This is a genomic window from Pseudomonas sp. P7758, assembly GCF_013386485.1.
In the GTDB taxonomy this organism is placed as follows: Bacteria; Pseudomonadota; Gammaproteobacteria; order Pseudomonadales; family Pseudomonadaceae; genus Aquipseudomonas.
This window is the reverse complement of record NZ_JACARS010000068.1, coordinates 1-15,869: the sequence shown is the minus strand read 5'-3', so window position 1 is coordinate 15,869 and position 15,869 is coordinate 1. Positions and strand designations below refer to the sequence as shown.

General features: G+C 61.9%; 16 protein-coding genes and 1 riboswitch. Of the genes, 11 read left to right on the top strand and 5 right to left on the bottom strand.

From position 1 onward, the window contains the following. Window positions 1–135 precede the first annotated feature (135 nt). The 4 genes from HX873_RS14670 to purM all read right to left on the bottom strand — a co-directional run bounded on the left by HX873_RS14670 (window position 136) and on the right by purM (window position 3,008). Window positions 136–324 (bottom strand): hypothetical protein, encoded by a 189-nt coding sequence (locus HX873_RS14670; RefSeq protein WP_008438187.1) that lies wholly within the window; start codon window positions 322–324, stop codon window positions 136–138. A 253-nt stretch (window positions 325–577) separates the two neighbouring features. Continuing rightward, the gene (locus HX873_RS14665; RefSeq protein WP_003210742.1) at window positions 578–1,291 is read right to left on the bottom strand and encodes a DUF3108 domain-containing protein; all 714 of its coding nucleotides are present in this window, start codon (window positions 1,289–1,291) and stop codon (window positions 578–580) included. Between the two features lie 8 nt (window positions 1,292–1,299). Beyond that, window positions 1,300–1,950 (bottom strand): phosphoribosylglycinamide formyltransferase, encoded by a 651-nt coding sequence (gene purN, locus HX873_RS14660; protein ID WP_177122839.1) that lies wholly within the window; start codon window positions 1,948–1,950, stop codon window positions 1,300–1,302. Next, a complete protein-coding gene (purM, locus tag HX873_RS14655) occupies window positions 1,950–3,008 on the bottom strand; it encodes a phosphoribosylformylglycinamidine cyclo-ligase (RefSeq protein WP_003210744.1) in 1,059 nt (352 codons plus the stop codon). The genes purN and purM overlap by 1 nt, the downstream gene beginning before the upstream one ends. Before the next feature lie 359 nt (window positions 3,009–3,367). Here purM and HX873_RS14650 point away from each other — a divergent pair, with 359 nt between their 5' ends. The 5 genes from HX873_RS14650 (at window position 3,368) to HX873_RS14630 (ending at window position 7,987) form a co-directional block, all read left to right on the top strand. Further along, window positions 3,368–4,408 carry a DUF2066 domain-containing protein gene (locus HX873_RS14650; RefSeq protein WP_003210745.1) on the top strand — a complete coding sequence of 347 codons (1,041 nt, stop codon included), beginning with the start codon at window positions 3,368–3,370 and terminating at the stop codon, window positions 4,406–4,408. A gap of 53 nt (window positions 4,409–4,461) precedes the next feature. Further along, window positions 4,462–5,535, top strand: coding sequence for an AI-2E family transporter (locus HX873_RS14645; RefSeq protein ID WP_003210746.1), 1,074 nt, complete (start codon window positions 4,462–4,464; stop codon window positions 5,533–5,535). A gap of 217 nt (window positions 5,536–5,752) precedes the next feature. Then, entirely contained in the window at window positions 5,753–6,457 is a 705-nt protein-coding gene (hda, locus tag HX873_RS14640) for a DnaA regulatory inactivator Hda (RefSeq protein ID WP_003210747.1), read from the top strand. Window positions 6,458–6,670: 213 nt separating this feature from the next. Further along, on the top strand, window positions 6,671–7,300 hold the full coding sequence (locus HX873_RS14635) for a C40 family peptidase (RefSeq protein ID WP_003210748.1): 630 nt from the start codon (window positions 6,671–6,673) through the stop codon (window positions 7,298–7,300). Between the two features lie 144 nt (window positions 7,301–7,444). Beyond that, entirely contained in the window at window positions 7,445–7,987 is a 543-nt protein-coding gene (locus HX873_RS14630; RefSeq protein ID WP_003210749.1) for a C40 family peptidase, read from the top strand. Window positions 7,988–8,120: 133 nt separating this feature from the next. On the opposite strand, the gene HX873_RS14625 is transcribed toward HX873_RS14630, so the two are convergent. Further along, window positions 8,121–9,434 carry a sorbosone dehydrogenase family protein gene (locus tag HX873_RS14625; protein ID WP_177122838.1) on the bottom strand — a complete coding sequence of 438 codons (1,314 nt, stop codon included), beginning with the start codon at window positions 9,432–9,434 and terminating at the stop codon, window positions 8,121–8,123. Between the two features lie 99 nt (window positions 9,435–9,533). Next, window positions 9,534–9,771: riboswitch (cobalamin riboswitch) on the top strand. A gap of 79 nt (window positions 9,772–9,850) precedes the next feature. Here HX873_RS14625 and cobO point away from each other — a divergent pair. The 6 genes from cobO to HX873_RS14595 are packed head-to-tail and all read left to right on the top strand — an operon-like array spanning window position 9,851 to window position 15,832. Next, window positions 9,851–10,462 carry a cob(I)yrinic acid a,c-diamide adenosyltransferase gene (gene cobO / locus HX873_RS14620; RefSeq protein ID WP_003210751.1) on the top strand — a complete coding sequence of 204 codons (612 nt, stop codon included), beginning with the start codon at window positions 9,851–9,853 and terminating at the stop codon, window positions 10,460–10,462. Continuing rightward, on the top strand, window positions 10,459–11,850 hold the full coding sequence (locus tag HX873_RS14615) for a cobyrinate a,c-diamide synthase (protein ID WP_087694821.1): 1,392 nt from the start codon (window positions 10,459–10,461) through the stop codon (window positions 11,848–11,850). Before cobO ends, HX873_RS14615 begins: the two co-directional genes overlap by 4 nt. Beyond that, window positions 11,847–12,497: a 5,6-dimethylbenzimidazole synthase gene (bluB, locus tag HX873_RS14610; protein ID WP_003210753.1), complete on the top strand. Its 651-nt coding sequence runs from the start codon at window positions 11,847–11,849 to the stop codon at window positions 12,495–12,497. Before HX873_RS14615 ends, bluB begins: the two co-directional genes overlap by 4 nt. Further along, window positions 12,494–13,402, top strand: coding sequence for an adenosylcobinamide-phosphate synthase CbiB (gene cbiB / locus HX873_RS14605; protein WP_087694822.1), 909 nt, complete (start codon window positions 12,494–12,496; stop codon window positions 13,400–13,402). The genes bluB and cbiB overlap by 4 nt, the downstream gene beginning before the upstream one ends. Further along, the gene (gene cobD, locus HX873_RS14600; RefSeq protein WP_003210755.1) at window positions 13,395–14,384 is read left to right on the top strand and encodes a threonine-phosphate decarboxylase CobD; all 990 of its coding nucleotides are present in this window, start codon (window positions 13,395–13,397) and stop codon (window positions 14,382–14,384) included. The genes cbiB and cobD overlap by 8 nt, the downstream gene beginning before the upstream one ends. Further along, window positions 14,381–15,832 carry a cobyric acid synthase gene (locus HX873_RS14595; RefSeq protein WP_177122837.1) on the top strand — a complete coding sequence of 484 codons (1,452 nt, stop codon included), beginning with the start codon at window positions 14,381–14,383 and terminating at the stop codon, window positions 15,830–15,832. Before cobD ends, HX873_RS14595 begins: the two co-directional genes overlap by 4 nt. Window positions 15,833–15,869: the final 37 nt, after the last annotated feature.

The window sequence follows — 15,869 nt, the reverse complement described above, 5'->3', positions numbered from 1 at the left end:
GCTTGCTCCCGCTGGGGCGCGAAGCGCCCCCAAAATCCCAAACCCAAAAAAACACAAACCCCGCTCAAAAGGCGGGGTTTGTGTTTATAGACACTCCAGCTGCGTGGGGCTGGTTATCTACAGGATTTCAGAGTTTCAGGAGCTTTGCGCCTGGCGTTTCATCTCAAGGGTCTCGAGCTCGTTTTTATAATTATGAGCTTCGGTCTCGTCGTGAAACATGCCGACCAGCAGGTCTTGCTGGTGTACATCCCAGATGTGAATCCCGTGGGCTACTGCTTCATGGGACATATGTTCATCGTCGCGTTCAGTTACTTTTACAGTCATCTGCTTGCTCCAATCTCTGGTTGATCTGCGGCAAGGCGTCGCAGGCCTTTGTTATATGATTTGTTAGCTTGCTAAGTAAATAACCAGGAATTGCAACACACCTTTACAGAAACTGGAGTAATCCCGCGAGCCCACGGAAACCGCGACATTGCGTCGCAGGGCGCTGAGTTTTATGACAAAAGTTTCATGTTGGCGTCAGGCGACAGGCGAAAAAAAGCCCCGCGTACGCGAGGCTCTTTCATTGCGCAGAGGATCAGCTGCCTTTGACAGCCTTGCCGTCAACGGTACCGTCTTGCAGCATGATGTTGTATTCCTTGCCGTCAGTCTCGACCTGGCGCAGGGCAACCAGGATGCCGCCCCAGTCCTTGGCAAACCACATTTGGGTAATGCGCTTGCTTTGAGTCGGGTCACGCACGCGCTCGACCTTGATCGCATCGATGGAGCCGGCTTTGGTCTGGACCTTTTCCGGGCCGATCACGCGGAAGTCGTAGGTATCGACATCAGTGCCTTCGACGACGTTGTAGCTCATGCTTTTCTTGCCGGCTGCCACATCGCGCTGCAATGCCAACTGGTAGGTCGACTTGTCGAGCATGCCGCTTTGAAGGGCCACGTTGACCGGGTCCTTGTTTTCAAAGCCGGTGACTTTCTTGGCCGTCTGATCGAAGTCGAGGTTGATCTTCTTCGTCTTGCCCAGGCCACCGCGTTCGAAGGTGTAGCTCACCGGTTGCAGGGCGTCTTTGTCGAAGCGGATCACGCTGGTTTCAGTCAGGCTGGCGATCATCATGGAAGCCTTGAAATTCAAGGTCCAGCTGCCGTTGTCATTCTTGGTCAGGCTGCGTTCTGCCGAACCACTCATGGGCAACTGTTTCCAGTCGGCGGTGTAGCTGGCGGAGAAAGGGTGAAGGTCTGCCGCTTGCACGGCAGGCAAGGCGAACAGCGCAAAAGCGAAGAGCAGGGCGCGACGCATAAAGTCTCCTAGGTTCGAATCAAGTGGCCGCTGGCCGCAAGTAACTGACCGTCCAATAATGCACCGTGGTCGCCAAGAATCAACCGTCCCTCAGCGAACCAGCGAACAGCCAGCGGGTAAATCCTGTGTTCCTGGGTGTGAACCCGTTGCGCAAGCGTCTGCGCAGAGTCCGCAGACTCTACCGGAACTACTGCCTGTACGACCAGAGGCCCGCCATCGAGTTCCTCGGTGACAAAGTGCACGCTGCAGCCGTGCTCGGTGTCGCCGGCCTCCAGGGCACGCTGGTGGGTGTGTAACCCTTTGTATTTTGGCAGCAGGGACGGGTGGATATTCAGCAGACGCCCGTTGTAGTGACGCACGAAGTCAGCGCTGAGAATGCGCATGAAGCCGGCCAGTACCACGAGTTTGGGGTTGAAGGCGTCGATCAGTTCGATCAAGGCGCTGTCGAAGGCCTCGCGGCCTTCAAAAGCCTTGTGATCCAGGGAGCGGGTGTCGATACCTGCGTCCCTGGCGCGTTGCAGGCCGTAGGCGTCGCTGCGGTTGGAAATCACCGCAGCGATGCGCACCGGGCTGTCGTCGGCGCGCGTGCTGTCGATCAGGGCCTGCAAGTTACTGCCGGTGCCGGAGAGCAGCACCACGACATCACAGGTTGCAGGCATCAGTGCGCCTTAAGGTTCTTCAGTTCAACCTGAGCCGCGCCTTCAGGGGCGGTAGCGATCTGGCCGATGACCCAAGGCTGTTCGCCGGCTTCACGCAATACGTTCAGCGCGCTTTCAACGTGCTCTTGAGCCACGCAGATGACCATGCCCACGCCGCAGTTCAGCACGCGGTGCATCTCGGTTTCGTTGACGTTGCCTTTCTCTTGCAGCCAGTCGAAGACTGCCGGGCGCTGCCAGCTGGCCACGTCGACAATCGCCTGGGCGCCTTCAGGCAGTACGCGCGGGATGTTGTCCAGCAGGCCGCCACCGGTGATGTGGGCCATGGCCTTGACCGCGCCGGTGTCCTTGATCAGCTTGAGCAACGGCTTCACGTAGATGCGGGTCGGGGCCATCAGCAGGTCGGTCAAGGGCTTGCCGTCGAGCTGGATGGTTTCGATGTCGGCGCCGGACACTTCGATGATCTTGCGGATCAGCGAGTAGCCGTTGGAGTGCGGGCCGGACGATGGCAGGGCCAGCAGGGCGTCACCGGCAGCCACCTTGGAACCGTCGATGATTTCGGATTTTTCGACAACGCCGACGCAGAAACCGGCCAGGTCGTAGTCTTCGCCTTCGTACATGCCTGGCATTTCAGCGGTTTCGCCGCCGACCAGGGAGCAGCCGGACAGTTCGCAGCCAGCGCCAATGCCGGTGACCACCTGGGTAGCGGTCTCGACGTTGAGCTTGCCGGTGGCGTAGTAGTCAAGGAAGAACAGCGGTTCGGCGCCGCACACCACCAGGTCGTTCACGCACATGGCAACCAGGTCGATGCCGATGCTGTCGTGCTTGTTCAGGTTCAGTGCCAGGCGCAGCTTGGTGCCCACACCGTCGGTGCCGGAGACCAATACAGGCTGCTTGTAGCCGGCCGGGATCTCGCAGAGGGCGCCAAAACCGCCCAGGCCGCCCATGACTTCGGGGCGCGCAGTGCGCTTGGCGACGCTCTTGATGCGTTCGACCAATGCTTCACCGGCGTCGATGTCTACACCGGCGTCCTTGTAGCTCAGGGAGGGTTGCTTGCTCATGATCCAGGCCTTTAGGGGGGATTCAGGGGTAACGACCGAATGCGGCGGGTGTACCGAAACCTGAAGTTTCAGCACGGCCTGCCATTGACGGTCTGCGAAGGCGCGCGATTTTATCAGGCTTGAGGGGCAGCGGCCATCCTCGGGCCGACGGGCAGGGGCAATAGCTGTTAAAAAAATCGCTAATCGAGTCGGTCACAGGCCCTATTAAGGTATAGCCTTTAACTCGCTATCGTTATGACAGTACAAAAACTTGCCGAGACCCTGTGAATGTTTTGCCGGTCGCTGTGGTCACAGCCTTGCTCAACAGTGTTCACGCGGTCTGTTCCAACCGCTTATTTGCCGTTCGGGAATCTTCTTTCATGGGTCTGAGTAAATATTTTTTTGTGGGCTGCTTGTCGTTGGTCAGCCTGGCGAGTCATGCCGAAACCCTCAATGGTCTCTATCAGGTGCTGGAGCCGGTCAGCAGCCAGTCTCCTCAGGAGCGCGACCAGGCGACCCAGCGTGCCCTGCAAACCCTGGTGATCCGCCTGACCGGCGACGCCAAGGCCGCCGATGGCCCAGGCCTGGCGGCGATCCGCAAAGACCCGCAACAAATCATCAGTCAGTATGGCTACGACGCCGGCCCGCCGGAAAGCCTGCAGGTGGATTTCGACCCGGTCAGCACCGACCGCGCGTTGCGTGGCGCGGGCCTGGCGCTGTGGGGCAGCAATCGGCCATCGATCCTCGGTTGGTGGCTGAACGATTCCGTCGAAGGCAGCAGCCTGGTCGGTGATGGCCAGGCCGTCGCCCAACCGCTGCGTCGCGCGGCCCAGCACCGTGGTTTGCCTTTGCGCCTGCCGCTGGGTGACCTGGACGAACAAATCGTCGCCACCGCCCCGAATCTTGAAAGCCCTGACGCCACACCGCTGCGCGCCGCGTCCGAGCGTTATGGTGCCGATGCCTTGCTGGCGGTGCATGCTCGCGAAGACGGCGGCCAATGGTCGGCCAAATGGCGCCTGTGGCTGGGGGATAAAAGCGAGCAGGGCACCGCCACCGGCACTGATACTGCCGCATTGGCTGACGCCGTGCTGCTGGCCGTCAGCGAACGCCTGGCACCACGCTTTGCGGTCAAGGCCGGCGCTGCCACCAGTGATCAGTTGCTGGAAGTGCAGGGCATGAATCTCGAGCATTACGCCGCCCTCGGCCATCTGCTGGAACCGTTCGGTGCCCAGCCAGTGCGCGTGGACGGCACTCGCATCGTTTATCGGGTGAATGGCAGCGCCGAGCAGCTGCGCACCCAGTTGAGCCTGGCCAAGTTGCAGGAAATCCCGGCAGGTGAAGCTCCGGCTCCGCAGCCGGTGGTAGAAGGCGCGCAACCGGCACCGGTCGAGCCGACGCCGCAGCTACGTTTTCATTGGTAAGTGTTCTTCCTTCTTATATAGAAGCAGGAAGCAAATAACAGAGGGAGTGGTTTATGGCGGATACGCGTCGTTGGGTGTGGCTTGGCGGGATTGTCCTGCTGTGCGTTTTTGTGTTCCTGCTGCATTCGATCCTGACGCCGTTCCTGGTCGCGTTACTGCTGGCCTACCTGTTCGATCCGGTGGTGGATCGCCTGGAAAAGATCGGCCTGTCACGTACCTGGGGCGTGGTGGCGGTGTTTGCGTTGTTCACCTTGATCATCACGGCGCTGGTCCTGGTGCTGGTGCCGATGTTGGCCAAGCAGCTGTTCAAGCTCTATGAGCTGGCGCCGCAGATGCTCGACTGGCTGCAACACACGGCCATGCCGTGGGCGCAGGCCAAGCTGGGGTTGGCAGACGGCTTCTGGAAGTTCGACAAGGTCAAGGCGGCCATCAGCGAGCACATGGGCCAGACCACCGACATTGTCGGCGTGGTGCTGAGCCAGGCGACGGCGTCGAGCCTGGCGCTGATTGGCTGGCTGACCAACCTGGTGCTGATCCCGGTCGTGGCGTTCTACCTGCTGCGGGACTGGGACATCATGATGGCCAAGATCCGCGGCCTGCTGCCGCGCGACCGTGAGGAGCGCATTGTCTCTCTGGCCGAGGAGTGTCATGAGGTGCTCGGCGCCTTCGTCCGTGGCCAGTTGCTGGTGATGCTGGCGCTGGGGATCATCTACGCGGCGGGGTTGATGGCGATCGGCCTGGAACTGGGGCTGTTGATCGGCCTGATCGCCGGCCTGGCAGCCATCGTGCCTTATATGGGCTTCGTGATTGGTATCGGTGCGGCGCTGGTGGCCGGGTTGTTCCAGTTCCACGGCGACCTGTACCCGATGCTCGGGATCGTCGCGGTGTTCATGGTCGGCCAGGCCCTGGAAGGCATGGTGCTGACGCCGTTGCTGGTGGGCGACCGGATCGGCCTGCACCCGGTGGCGGTGATCTTTGCGATCCTGGCGGGCGGCGAGCTGTTCGGCTTTACCGGCATCCTGCTGGCGCTGCCGGTGGCGGCGGTGATCATGGTGCTGGTGCGCCATGTGCACGACTTGTACAAGGACTCGGACATGTACGCCGGAACCGACGAACCGGAGTTATAACCGCAGCATCACAAACCCGGCTCAAGGCCGGGTTTGTCATTTATCGGCTCTGGCGTTTCGCCATTGCGTCAAACATTCCTCACCAAATCCAACAAGTTAACGCAAACCTTTGATTTTGCTTGTGGTCTGCTGCATTGTGCGCCCGGCGTCACGGGTATAAACTTTGCAAACTTTACACAGAGGTCACTAACGGTTCGATTGGAACCGTTCAGTCAGCATGAAACCGATTCAGCTGCCCCTAGGTGTGCGTCTGCGTGACGACGCCACCTTTATCAATTACTACCCAGGCGCCAATGCCGCTGCACTCGGCTATGTCGAGCGGCTCTGCGAAGCCGACGCCGGGTGGACCGAAAGCTTGATCTACCTCTGGGGCAAGCACGGCGTGGGGCGTACCCACTTGTTACAGGCCGCTTGCCTGCGCTTCGAACAGATGGGTGAACCGGCGGTGTACCTGCCGCTGGCGGAGCTGCTGGACCGCGGTATCGAGATCCTCGACAACCTTGAACAATACGAACTGGTCTGCCTGGACGATTTGCAGGCAGTGGCGGGGCGGGCAGATTGGGAAGAGGCACTGTTCCATCTGTTCAACCGCTTGCGTGACAGCGGCCGGCGCTTGTTGATTGCCGCCTCCACCTCGCCACGTGAGCTGCCGGTGAAGCTGGCGGACTTGAAGTCGCGGCTGACCCTGGCGCTGATTTTCCAGATGCGCCCGTTGTCCGACGAAGACAAACTGCGGGCCCTGCAACTGCGTGCTTCGCGCCGCGGGTTGCACCTGACCGATGAAGTCGGGCATTTTATTCTCACTCGCGGTACACGCAGCATGAGCGCCCTGTTCGACTTGCTCGAACAGCTCGACCAGGCTTCCTTGCAAGCCCAGCGCAAGCTGACTATTCCCTTCCTCAAAGAAACCCTGGGCTGGTAGCCAGCCCTTTAAAACCGGGGCTTTCGGCAAATTACAGGCGCCAGAAAACCTGCGTTTGGGCCGTTTTGGCCACGCAAATGGCTTGTATAGGGTGTTAAGGGCTTAGATGTCATAGTCCAAACAAGAAGTCACATAGATCACGATTGAATTTGCAAATCGATGTGATAGAAGGCATAGTCTCGGCTTCTTTACACATCAGCCACGGTCGTGCCCATGCTAAATCGCTTCGCACCCCTCGTGCCTCTCGCACTCGTTACCCTGTTGTTTGGTTGCGCCACCCACACTCAAAACGTGGCTGAGCAGCAAAAACCAGTACAGCAGTCCCAGGCAAAATTCGTTGCGTCGCAGTCTTCCACTGTTTATCAGGAAGAGATCGCAACTGAAAAAGAACTCGCCGACTTCGCCGGCGCCAAGCCTTACCAGCTTCCCGTTCTGGCCGACAGCATTCTCGAACGCGGCATGTCCCTGATCGGTACCCGTTACCGTTTCGGCGGTACCTCTGAAGCCGGTTTCGACTGCAGCGGTTTCATCGGCTACCTGTTCCGCGAAGAAGCCGGCATGAACCTGCCGCGTTCCACCCGCGAAATGATCAACGTGGATGCACCGTTGGTCGCGCGGAACAACCTCAAGCCCGGTGATCTGCTTTTCTTTAGTACGGCTGGCCGTGGTCGTGTCAGCCACGCCGGTATCTACCTGGGCGACAACCAGTTTATCCACTCCAGCAGCCGCCGCAGCGGTGGTGTGCGAGTCGACAACCTGGGTGACAGCTACTGGAGCAAAACCTTCATCGAAGCCAAGCGCGCCCTGGCGATGGCCCCGACTACCGTTACCGCTAGCAAGTAAAGTTAAAGTGATACTTGAAGTTTGACGTGTAAGCGCTAGAATCCCTGGACATTGTTGTAAATTGATCGCGCGAGCTTTGCTTGCGCGTTCTGTTTTTCAACGTTCGGCAGCGAAAGCCGCATCCAGATCAGGATTGTTCTGCCCATGTCGACCTCGGCCCGCCTAATTCTTCTCGTTTGCGCCGCGCTGCTCAGCGCCTGCGCAAGTCGTCCTCCGCCTGCTCCCGTGGCCGTCAAGCCCAAGCCGGTGTTCAACACCTATGCCACCCAAAGTTTCTCGCCTGCGGCCGAAGACGTGCTTTTTCGTGCGCTGGGCCTGGTCGGCACGCCTTATCGCTGGGGCGGCAATACGCCGGACTCGGGGTTTGATTGCAGTGGCTTGATCGGTTTCGTCTACCGTGACGCGGCGGGCATCTCCTTGCCACGTACCACTCGCGAGCTGATCGTGATGCGCGCCCAGGACGTGAGCGAAAACAACCTGCAGACCGGTGACCTGATCTTCTTCGCCACGGGTGGCGGCTCGCAGGTCAGCCACGCCGGGATCTACGTGGGAGAAGGGCGCTTTGTGCATGCGCCGCAAACCGGCGGTACGGTGAAGCTGGACACGCTGTCCAAGGCTTATTGGCAGAATGCCTACCTGAGCGCCAAGCGCGTGTTGCCGGCCGAGCACCTGGCAAGAAACCCCTAGGAAAACACGAAACCAAATGTGGGAGCGGGCTTGCTCGCGAATGCGGTGGATCAGTCGACAACAAGCTGACTGACACACTGCATTCGCGAGCAAGCCCGCTCCCACATTTGTTTTGCGGTGTTTGCGAAGCTGGCTATTTAGCCGCCGACACTCGCCACACCTTGTTCCCCACGTCATCCGCCACCAGCAAATCCCCCTGCTTGTCGATCACCACGCCGACCGGGCGGCCCATGGCTTTCTCATCGCTATTGAGGAACCCGGTCAGCACATCCACCGGCTGGCCTTTGGGTTTGCCGCCTTCAAACGGCACGAAGATCACCTTGTAGCCACTGTGGGGCTTGCGGTTCCACGAACCATGCTGGCCGATAAACGCGCCATTGCTGAATTGCGCCGGTAGCTTGCTGCCGTCGGCAAAGGTCAGTCCCAAGGAGGCTGTGTGCGGGCCCACCGCGTAGTCCGGGGCAATCGCCTTGGCTACCAGTTCCGGGTTCTGCGGACTCACCCGCACATCCACGTGCTGCCCGTAGTAACTGAAGGGCCAGCCATAGAACGCGCCATCCTTGACCGAGGTGATGTAGTCCGGCACCAGGTCGCTGCCGATTTCATCGCGCTCATTCACCGCCGTCCACAGCTTGCCGCTTTGCGGTTCCCAGGCCATGCCGTTGGGGTTGCGCAGGCCGGAGGCGAAGATGCGGTGCTGGCCGGTGGCGCGGTCCACTTCCCAGATCGCGGCGCGGCCTTGCTCGGCTTCCAGGCCGTTTTCCGCGACGTTGCTGTTGGAGCCCACGCTGACGTACAACTTGCTGCCGTCCTGGCTCGCGACCACGTTCTTGGTCCAGTGATGGTTGATGCTGCCGCCCGGCAAGTCGGTCACCGTGGTGCCGGCTTCCTTGATCGAGGTTTCGCCTGGTTGATAGGGGAAGCGCAGCAGCTTGTCCGAATCGGCCACATACAGGTCGCTGCCCACCAGTGTCATGCCGAACGGCGAGTTCAGGTTCTCCAGGAACACCGTGCGGGTTTCGGCTATGCCGTCGTGGTCGGCGTCCCGCAGCAGGGTGATGCGGTTGGGGCTCGGCACGGCGGCCCCGGCGCGGCCCATGACTTTCTCCATCACCCAGCCACGAATACCCTTGGAATCGTCCGGCTTGGGTGGCGCATTGGTTTCTGCCACCAGCACATCGCCATTGGGCAGCACATACAGCCAGCGCGGATGGTCCAGGCCTTCGGCAAACGCCGCTACTTGAGTGCCTGCCGCCGCCGTTGGCTTGGTGCCTTCGGGCCAGCCGATGGCCGGGGCGATATTCACCGTGGGGATCAGGGTTTTATTCGGTTCCGGCAGTTTGGGCGAGGGCCCGGTGCCGTCGGACACTTGCAGGGTAGAGCTTTCGCCGCAGGCGGCGAGGGTGCCGGCGAGCATGATCAGTAGGGCAAGTCGGGTCTTGTGCATGGTTTTCTCCTTAATACCTGTAGCGGTAGAGGCACGCAGCGGCCCGATGGTTCACGCGCATGTCCGGCTTTAATTGACGCTCCACCCCCAACCCACTAACCTTCGCGGCTTGTTTCAGGTGCTCTGTGGCGTACGCGCCGACTGAGTGAAACAGGGAAGCCGGTGAGTGAGCGCATTTTTCTACAGTGCTGCCACGATCCCGGCGCTGCCCCCGCAACGGTAAATGAGTCAAGACGGTGCCTTAAGCCACTGTATCGCCCGCGATATGGGAAGGCGCACCTTCGGCATCCAATGCCACTCATGAGCCCGGAGACCGGCCTGATCCATCCAACAGCATCACGGTGGGCGATGCTTGGCTGTCTGTATGTGTCTTTTTCCTGCCCGCCGTTTTTGTCCAGCCCCAACGGAGAGCTGCCATGACTGAATCCCCCGATCGTGACGAACGCCACCTGGCGCGCATGCTGCGCAAAAAAGCCGTGATTGACGAGCGCATTGCCAATTCACCGAACGAGTGCGGGTTGCTGCTGGTGCTTACCGGCAATGGCAAAGGCAAGAGCAGCTCGGCCTTTGGCATGCTCGCCCGGGCCATGGGCCACGGCATGCAGTGTGGCGTGGTGCAGTTCATCAAGGGCCGCAACAGCACTGGCGAAGAACTGTTCTTCCGCCGTTTCCCCGAGCAGGTGCGCTTCCACGTGATGGGCGAAGGTTTTACCTGGGAAACCCAGGACCGCGCCCGCGACATCGTGGCCGCCGAAGCCGCCTGGGCGGTCTCCCGGGAAATGCTGCAGAACCCGGCCATCGGCCTGGTGGTGCTGGATGAACTGAACATCGCCCTCAAGCACGGCTACCTCGACCTGGACCAGGTACTCAGCGACCTGCAGGCCCGCCCGCCGATGCAACACGTGCTCGTCACCGGCCGTGGCGCGAAACCCGAATTGATCGAAATGGCCGACACCGTAACTGAAATGGGCATGCTCAAGCATGCGTTCCAGGCGGGTATCAAGGCGCAGAAAGGCATCGAACTTTGAATCAGCCCCGTCACTGTCCTGCTGTGCTGATCGCCGCACCGGCGTCCGGCCAGGGCAAAACCACCGTCACCGCCGCGCTCGCCCGTTTGCACCGCAACCTGGGGCGCAAGGTGCGAGTGTTCAAATGCGGCCCGGACTTTCTCGACCCGATGATCCACGAGCGCGCCAGTGGTGCGCCGGTCTATCAATTGGACATGTGGATGGTCGGCGAGCAGGAAAGTCGCCGATTGCTGTGGGAAGCGGCGGGGGAAGCCGACCTGATCCTGATCGAAGGCGTGATGGGCCTGTTCGACGGCACGCCGTCCAGCGCCGACCTGGCGCGGCATTTTGGCGTGCCGGTACTGGCGGTCATCGATGGCACGGCCATGGCCCAGACGTTCGGTGCCCTGGCATTGGGCTTGGCGCGTTACCAGGCGGACCTGCCGTTTGCCGGCGTGCTGGCCAACCGCGTCGGCACGCTGCGCCATGCGCAACTGCTTGAAGGCAGCCTGACCGAAGGCCTGCGTTGGTACGGCGCACTGTCCCGGGAAACCGGGATCGAATTGCCCAGCCGCCACCTTGGCCTGGTGCAGGCCAGCGAATTGAACGACCTCGACCTGCGCCTCGACGCCGCCGCCCAGGCCCTGGGCAGCAGCTGTGAGGTAGCGCTGCCACCGCCGGTGGAATTCGCTGCGCCCGAGGTGATCGAGGCCCAACCGTTGCTGGCCGGCGTGCGCATCGCCGTGGCCCGCGACGAAGCCTTCGCGTTTACCTACGGCGCCAGCCTCGACCTGTTGCGAGCGATGGGCGCCGAGCTGCGCTTCTTTTCGCCGATTCGTGACCGCGCATTGCCCGAAGCTGACAGCCTCTACCTGCCCGGCGGTTATCCGGAATTGCATCACCAGGCGCTGTCGGAAAATACCGCGATGCTCGACGCCATCCGCGCCCACCACGCTGCTGGCAAGCCACTGCTGGCCGAATGCGGCGGCATGCTCTATCTGCTGGACTCGCTCACCGATGTCGACGGCACCCGTGCCGAACTGGTCGGCCTGCTCCAGGGCGACGCCGTGATGCAAAAGCGTCTGGCGGCACTGGCCCTGCAAAACGTCGAACTGCCCGAAGGTCTCTTGCGCGGTCACACCTACCATCACTCGCTGACCAGCACCGAGTGGCAGCCGATTGCCCGGGGCCTGAGCCCGAATGGCGGGCGCGGTGCCGAGGCGGTTTATCGTCAGGGCCGGATGACGGCTTCCTACGTGCACTTTTATTTCCCGTCCAACCCGATGGCGGTGGCTGCCTTGTTTGCGCCAAGCCTTGAGACCGCCATCGCAGGCAAGCCCGCTCCCACAGTTGACCGAGTTGAAACGCAATCTACTGTGGGAGCGGGCTTGCCCGCGATGAGGCCATGACTGACAACGCCTTTCCGGAAGCCGACCGCGAAGCCGTCTACCGCGCTATCGCCGAACGCCGCGACATGCGGCACTTCAGCGGTGGCAGCGTGGCGCCGCAATTGCTCCATCGCCTGCTGCAAGCCGCGCACCAGGCGCCGAGCGTCGGCTTGATGCAGCCCTGGCGTTTTATCCGCATCAGCGACCGCAACCTGCGCGGCCAGATCCAGCAGCTAGTGGAAGAAGAACGCGTACGCACCGCCGAGGCTCTCGGCGAGCGCTCCGACCAGTTCATGAAGCTCAAGGTCGAAGGCATCAACGACTGCGCCGAAGTGCTGGTGGCTGCCTTGATGGACGACCGCGAGCGGCATATCTTCGGGCGCCGCACCTTGCCGGAAATGGACATGGCATCGTTGTCCTGTGCGATTCAGAATCTATGGCTGGCGGCTCGTGTCGAAGGGCTGGGCATGGGCTGGGTCTCGCTGTTCGAGCCCCAGGCCCTGGCCGATCTGCTGGGCCTGCCGCCCGGTGCCAAGCCGTTGGCCGTGTTGTGCCTGGGCCCGGTGGCCGAGTTCTACCCGGCACCGATGTTGCAGCTCGAAGGCTGGACCGAACCACGGCCGCTGAGTGACATGTTGTACGAGAATGTTTGGGGAGTGAGTCAATGAGTGTGGCCTTGCTGAGTGTCGCTGCCGTGGCGCTGGATGCGCTGCTGGGCGAGCCCAGGCGCTGGCATCCGCTGGTGGCGTTCGGTAATTTTGCCGGGCGTATCGAGCAGCGTTTCAACTCCGGCGGCCGTGGCTGGCGCAGCCATGGCGTTACCGCCTGGGTGATTGCGGTGGTGCCGCTGACCCTGTTGGCCACGGCCCTCTCGTGGGCGCCTTACATCGGTTGGGTCCTGGAAATCCTCGCGCTGTATTGCGCCCTCGGCATGCGCAGCCTCGGCGAACACGTGCTGCCGGTGGCGCAAGCGTTACGCAGTGATGATCTGGACGAGGCCCGCAAGCGTGTCAGCTATCTGGTGAGCCGCCAGACCAGCGAGCTGGATCGCACCGAAGTCGCCCGTGCAGCCACCGAATCGGTGCTGGAAAACGGCAGCGACGCGGTATTTGCCGCCTTGTTCTGGTTTGTGGTCGCTGGCGTGCCCGGCGTGGTGCTCTATCGCCTGAGCAACACCCTGGATGCCATGTGGGGCTATCGCAATGAACGCTTTGAGCGTTTCGGCTGGGCCGCAGCAAAGATCGATGACGTGCTCAACTACATTCCGGCACGCCTGGTGGCGTTGACCTACGCGCTGCTGGGCAAAACCCGCCTGGCTCTCAAATGCTGGCGCACCCAGGGCCCGACCTGGGACAGCCCCAACGCCGGCCCGGTGATGGCTGCGGGTGCCGGTGCCCTTGGCGTGGAGTTGGGCGGTGCAGCGATTTATCACGGTGAGCTGCACCAGCGCCCGCCACTGGGCGAAGGCCCTCCGGCGGATGCGGATTCCATCGAGCGTGGCTGGCAACTGGTGCAACGCGGCGTGTGGCTGTGGTTGCTGATCCTGTGTGTGGGGGCTGAGTTTTATGCTTGAGCACGGTGGCCGCTTGCGCAAGGCGGCGATGCAGTACGGCATTCCAGAAGCAGACTGGCTGGACCTGTCCAGCGGCCTGGCGCCGTGGCCGTTCCCGATTCCGGAAATCCCGCTGCGGGCCTGGGCACGCCTGCCTGAAAACGATGACGGCCTGGAGCAGGCTGCCTGTGAATATTACGGCACGCCCCATGTATTGCCGGTGGCCGGCTCCCAGGCCGCGATCCAGTTATTGCCGCGCCTGCGCCGGGCCGGCAAGGTCGGTGTGCTGTCGCCGTGTTACGCCGAACACGCAGAAGCCTGGCGTCGCGCCGGCTACATCGTGCGCGAAGTGCTGGAGCAGGAAGTTGACTTCTTCCTCGACAGCCTCGACGTGCTGGTGGTGGTCAACCCCAACAACCCCACCGGCCTGAGCCTGACGCCGCAACGCCTGCTGGACTGGCATGCTCGCCTGGCCCAACGCGGCGGCTGGCTGGTGGTGGATGAAGCCTTCATGGACATCACCCCGCAACTGAGCCTGGCGGGCCAGGCCCATCAAGTCGGCCTGATCGTGCTGCGCTCGTTCGGCAAATTCTTCGGCCTGGCCGGAGTGCGGCTGGGGTTCGTGCTGGCCGAGCGCAAGCTGCTCAAGCTGCTCGCCGAACAGGTGGGGCCGTGGGCCGTCAGCGGGCCGACGCGGGTGCTTGGGCAAGTATGCCTGCGCGATACGGCCGGCCATGCGCAACAGCGGCTGCGTTGCGAATCGGCCAGCCAGCGCCTGTTTGATGTGCTTGAACGCCACGACTTGCGGCCCCAGGGCGGCTGCGCGTTGTTCCAGTGGATGATCACGGACCGGGCTGAGCAGCTGCATGAATTCATGGCCCAGCGCGGCATTCTGCTGCGCTTGTTTGTCGACAACAGCAGCCTGCGTTTCGGCCTGCCGGATACCGAGGCCGACTGGTTGCGGCTGGAACAGGCACTGAAGGCCTACAAGGAAGCCTCATGAGTACCTTGATGGTGCAGGGCACCACCTCTGACGCCGGCAAAAGCACGCTGGTGACCGCACTCTGCCGCTGGCTGGTGCGCCAGGGCATCCCGGTGGTGCCCTTCAAGCCGCAGAACATGGCGCTCAACAGCGCCGTGACTGCCGAAGGCGGCGAGATCGGCCGGGCCCAGGCGGTGCAGGCCCAGGCCGCGAACCTGGCGCCCCATACCGACATGAACCCGGTATTGCTCAAGCCTAACAGTGACACGGGCTCCCAGGTGATTATCCATGGGCGCGCCGTGACCACCATGAATGCGGTGGCCTATCACGATTACAAAGCCATCGCGATGCAGGCGGTGCTTGCCTCCCACGCGCGCTTGAGTGCGGCGTATCCGGTGGTGATGGTCGAGGGTGCGGGTTCACCGGCCGAGATCAACCTGCGGGCGAATGATATTGCCAACATGGGCTTTGCCGAGGCGGTGGACTGCCCGGTACTGCTGATTGCCGACATCAATCGTGGCGGGGTGTTTGCGCACCTGGTGGGTACGCTGGAATTGTTGTCGCCGACCGAGCAGGCGCGGGTCAAAGGTTTCATCATCAACCGGTTTCGCGGGGATATTGCGCTGTTGCAGCCGGGGCTGGATTGGCTGGAAGCGCGCACGGGCAAGCCGGTGGTGGGGGTGTTGCCGTATGTGATGGACTTGCACCTGGAGGCCGAGGACGGCATCGACCAGCGCCAGATCGACAAGGCGGCGCAGGTGCTCAAGGTGGTGGTGCCGGTGTTGCCGCGGATCAGTAATCACACGGATTTTGATCCGTTGCGCTTGCACCCGCAGGTGGATTTGCAGTTTGTGGGGCCGGGGCAGGCGATTCCTTCGGCGGACCTGATTATTTTGCCGGGCTCGAAGAGTGTGCGCAGTGATTTGGCGTATTTGCGGGCCAACGGGTGGGACACGGCCGTGGCGCGGCACTTGCGGTATGGCGGGAAGGTGCTGGGGATTTGTGGTGGGTTGCAGATGCTCGGCGAGCAGGTGCACGACCCGCTGGGGTTGGAAGGGCCTTGTGGTTCTAGCGCTGGGCTGGGGTTGTTGGCGTTCAGTACGACCCTGGAGGAGGAGAAGCAGCTGCGTAACGTGCGGGGGCGGTTGTTGCTGGAGGAGGCCGAGGTGAGTGGGTATGAGATCCACGCGGGTGTAACCAGTGGCGCTGGCTTGGTGCGGGCTGCGGTGCAGTTGGACGATGGGCGCCTGGATGGGGCTCAGAGTGAGGATGGGCAGGTTCTCGGGACCTATCTGCACGGGGTGTTTGAGACGCCGGCTGCGTGTAGTGCGTTGTTGCGGTGGGCGGGGTTGGAGGATGTGCAGGAGGTGGATTATCACGGGTTGCGGGAGCGGGATATTGAGCGGTTGGCGGACTTGGTAGAGCGGCATCTGGATACCGGGTTGCTGCGTTCGTTGTGTGGGGTTTGAGTTGGTTGTAATGGACCGTGTACATATCCGTTGCTGC

Bases quoted from the DNA above. Each gene is read 5' to 3' on its own strand.
- HX873_RS14650 (WP_003210745.1), top strand. From the start codon at position 3,368: ATGGGTCTGAGTAAATATTTTTTTGTGGGCTGCTTGTCGTTGGTCAGC.
- HX873_RS14630 (WP_003210749.1), top strand. From the start codon at position 7,445: ATGTCGACCTCGGCCCGCCTAATTCTTCTCGTTTGCGCCGCGCTGCTC.
- HX873_RS14645 (WP_003210746.1), top strand. From the start codon at position 4,462: ATGGCGGATACGCGTCGTTGGGTGTGGCTTGGCGGGATTGTCCTGCTG.
- HX873_RS14670 (WP_008438187.1), bottom strand. From the start codon at position 324: ATGACTGTAAAAGTAACTGAACGCGACGATGAACATATGTCCCATGAA.
- cobO (WP_003210751.1), top strand. From the start codon at position 9,851: ATGACTGAATCCCCCGATCGTGACGAACGCCACCTGGCGCGCATGCTG.
- purM (WP_003210744.1), bottom strand. From the start codon at position 3,008: ATGAGCAAGCAACCCTCCCTGAGCTACAAGGACGCCGGTGTAGACATC.
- bluB (WP_003210753.1), top strand. From the start codon at position 11,847: ATGACTGACAACGCCTTTCCGGAAGCCGACCGCGAAGCCGTCTACCGC.
- cobD (WP_003210755.1), top strand. From the start codon at position 13,395: ATGCTTGAGCACGGTGGCCGCTTGCGCAAGGCGGCGATGCAGTACGGC.
- purN (WP_177122839.1), bottom strand. From the start codon at position 1,950: ATGCCTGCAACCTGTGATGTCGTGGTGCTGCTCTCCGGCACCGGCAGT.
- cbiB (WP_087694822.1), top strand. From the start codon at position 12,494: ATGAGTGTGGCCTTGCTGAGTGTCGCTGCCGTGGCGCTGGATGCGCTG.
- HX873_RS14625 (WP_177122838.1), bottom strand. From the start codon at position 9,434: ATGCACAAGACCCGACTTGCCCTACTGATCATGCTCGCCGGCACCCTC.
- HX873_RS14665 (WP_003210742.1), bottom strand. From the start codon at position 1,291: ATGCGTCGCGCCCTGCTCTTCGCTTTTGCGCTGTTCGCCTTGCCTGCC.
- HX873_RS14635 (WP_003210748.1), top strand. From the start codon at position 6,671: ATGCTAAATCGCTTCGCACCCCTCGTGCCTCTCGCACTCGTTACCCTG.
- HX873_RS14595 (WP_177122837.1), top strand. From the start codon at position 14,381: ATGAGTACCTTGATGGTGCAGGGCACCACCTCTGACGCCGGCAAAAGC.
- hda (WP_003210747.1), top strand. From the start codon at position 5,753: ATGAAACCGATTCAGCTGCCCCTAGGTGTGCGTCTGCGTGACGACGCC.